Origin of the sequence: Metabacillus niabensis, from assembly GCF_902829255.1 — a bacterium.
Taxonomy (GTDB): Bacteria; Bacillota; Bacilli; order Bacillales; family Bacillaceae; genus Metabacillus; species Metabacillus niabensis.
This window is the reverse complement of the sequence record NZ_CADEPK010000325.1, coordinates 1-3,520: the sequence shown is the minus strand read 5'-3', so window position 1 is coordinate 3,520 and position 3,520 is coordinate 1. Positions and strand designations below refer to the sequence as shown.

Genomic DNA, 3,520 nt, shown 5'->3' with positions numbered 1-3,520 from the left:
GTTAAATTAGCTGGGTACGATGTTTGATTCTCAAAAACCCAAGCATTAATAAGTTCCAAGTCTGATTTAGTGAACGTTATGCTATAGTCTTTTTGTTTGTACTTAAAGTTTGCTGTTACATGCTCTTGTTCATATTGCTCGTCAATAATCATATTTGTTAATTCGTATGAATCCATATATTGTCTCCTTTATTACGACATTCTCTTTTAGAATGGTCGTTATTGGAGAATTTATACTTTTTCTATTGATCTGTTGATCCACTTAGTACTTCTTGAACATCTTCGCTCGTAAGTGTACTTATGTTTTCATTCCCAGCCTGAATAACTTCTTCAATTAAATGCTTCTTTTTTAATTGAAGTGCGTTCATTTTGTCTTCAACTGTTCCTTTAGCAACAAGCTTTATCACATGAACATTTCGTGTTTGTCCCATACGATAAGCGCGGTCTGCCGCTTGTTGTTCAACTGCAGGATTCCACCATAAATCATATAAAATTACTGTATCAGCACCTGTAAGGTTTAATCCTGTTCCACCTGCTTTTAATGAGATTAAAAACAGTCCTCTTTCGCCATTATTAAATTTATTACATAGCTCAACTCTTTCGGAAGAAGGTGTTTGACCATCTAAATAAAAATAAGGAAGTCCAAGATTTGTTAACTCGCGGCCAATAATTTCAAGCATTTTTGTAAATTGTGAAAATAGGAGTATTCTTTTCCCTGTACTATGACATTCCATCACAATATCTAATAACTGCTCTAATTTTGCTGAACTACCTTTATAGCCATCAACAAATAGTCCAGGGTGACAGCAAATCTGACGCAGCCTTGTAATACCAGCAAGAATTTTAATGCGATTTTTCTCAAACGTTTCTTTATCAAGATGTTTAAATGTATCATGCTTAAGCTTTGCTAAGTATGCAAGATAAAGTTTTTTTTGCTCTGGTAACAATTCTGAAGTGTGAACCGTTTCGAATTTTTCTGGTAGTTCGTCTAATACATCTGTCTTTAATCTCCTTAGAATAAACGGTCTGACCTTCTTTGCAATCGTTTCTCTTGGTAAAGCAAGAAACTCCTTGCGATCAGGGAATAAATCTGGAAAGACAAGATGGAATATAGACCATAGCTCTATTATTGAATTTTCGATAGGAGTTCCTGTCAAAGCAAATCGATTTGCTGCTTTGATTAATTTTATCGTTTTCGCCGTCTTCGTTTGAAAGTTTTTCACAAATTGTGCTTCATCTAAAATTAATGTATGGAAGTGATGATTTTTATAAATAGTGCTATCTCTTTGTACTAATGGATAAGACGTTATCATCACGTCATATGAAGCCGAATTCTTCAACAGGTTTTCCCTATCGCGTAAAGTCCCTGTAACAACTGCCACGTTGATAGCTGGAGCGAATTTGTTAAACTCTTGCTTCCAGTTATATACAAGCGAAGATGGCGAAACGATTAATGCTGGCAGCTTTTGTTTTCTTATATCAGTAAGGACAGACGAGATAAAGGCGATGCTCTGTATTGTCTTTCCGAGTCCCATATCGTCAGCTAGAATCCCGCCAAAGCCATACTGTGCCATAGTTTTCAGCCACGTATATCCTTGTGCTTGATATTTCCGTAATGAAGTACCTACCATTTCAGGAATCGCAAAGTTTGCTTGTGGATTTTGTAAATCGTCCAAAAGCTTTTGGAAAGAGTGTTCTAATGTAACGATTGTTCTATCTCCAAGCATATCAAGCTGCTGCATCCCTTTACCTATTGGTAATGAAAATTGTGGTAAGAAGAGGTCAGCTTCAATGTCTAATCCTTGTAAAAAACGTGTTACTTTTGTAAATTCTGGGCTTTCTAATGAAAGTAATGAGCCATTAGATAGTCGGTAATATGGTCGTTTAATTTCTAAGGATTTTAATATGCCTTTAATGTCCGACTCAGGAATACCACCAATATCAAATTGAAAGGATAACCAATTTGTACGTTCACCTAATTTAACTCTAAAGTTCGGATGAGAATACTCGGTAAATAATCTCGTTCGAACAGCTGAAGTCGCATAAACTTCAACTAGAGGCTTCAATAACGGAAGAAAATGATAAAGAAAATGATATTCTAATTCTTCATTTTGTAAATAATAGCCACCCTCTGTTTTTGAAAACATACTATCGTCCATTAGCTGCAAAATTCGTTGTTCCTTCACATCCTCACGAAGAAATGTTAACCCGTTATGTTCTTTTGCATCATCTAATGGATTAATGACAACTTGGCCGTAATGAAATTCAAGCCCAGCGAGAAGCTTATTATGAATTCTGTCAAGATATAGCTTAGCCTTAAGTGGAGTATTATTTAGCTTAACTAACACACTTTTTGATAGCTGTACTTTCCCAAGCTTCATAAATCCAGGCATGACTTGATCGACAAACTGTTTAATTTGATCGATTGGAATGAGAAAATCTTGTTTTTCATTTGTTTCTAACATATCTTTTAATTCAATTAACCTGTTATAGTCTGCTTCAGCTAGATGTTTTATTTTATTCTCATATAAAACAACTCGATAAGCCTTCATCATTTTTAATCGCTCAAAACCATTAACGAACAGTTGATAATTACCTTTAAGTAATTTTTCCGCAAATGAAAACGTTAATGGAAGCTGAGCTGTCATTTCTTCTATTCCATGATATACCGTACGATTGTTTATGATTTTCACATTCGGTGTACTAAGGAGTAAAGGGAAAATGGTATCCCAGAAGGACGGTGGGATAAGCATATGCTCATGATTTTTCCTGGCAGCCTTAGTCTCTTCTATGTAATTTTCAAGTTTATAAACTTTTAGCAATTCCTTTATAAGAGTATCCGTATGAGGGTGAAGATAAAATTGATTACGATCATAGGTTAGGCCATTATTGATTTCATACGGTGCACCGTTTTCGAAATGGTGTAAAAACTCATCTAAAATAATTGGATAGAGCTCCTTCGTTCCAAGCTTTAATTCTATGGCGAACATTCCATTTTCTACATATGGGATACATGTGAATTCGACAATTAATTGCTCACGTTCTTCGATTAAATGTTGTCTACTTTTTGGAGAGCTCTCACGAGGTGTAAACAGACCGAATAATTGATTCGTTAAATGTTCCTCAAGCGGAGAAAGAGCTGTTCTTTCATAAAGAAAAGATCCTTCCTTTGTTGAAGAATCTCCTTGCCGCTTTTCGAGGACATGTTGTAAGTGTTTGGCATTTATTGCAAATAATGCTGCAGCAACATGCTGGCAGAACTGCGTAATAGAAGCGAGCTTTGGACAAGTACATTCTGCGGATACTTGTCCATTATGATGTTTAATTGTTACATGAAATTGGTTATCAAGGTTAACATTGACATTAAACGTTTTGGTATTTGGGGTAAAATTTGTAACGGCAGCTTTTCCCTTTTGAAAATATCCCTTCCCTTTTTTAAAGGCGTGATCCCCGCATAACTCTTTTATAACCTGTTCACTGAACAATTGATTCATCATTTTATTCCCTTCTCTTCCTAAAAC

Annotated in this window: 1 protein-coding gene; it reads right to left on the bottom strand. The window is 35.4% G+C overall.

Features of this window, described 5'->3' with window-relative positions:
• Positions 1–241: 241 nt before the first annotated feature.
• A complete protein-coding gene (locus HU235_RS18840; RefSeq protein WP_174881215.1) occupies positions 242–3,493 on the bottom strand; it encodes a DEAD/DEAH box helicase in 3,252 nt (1,083 codons plus the stop codon).
• Positions 3,494–3,520 lie beyond the last annotated feature (27 nt).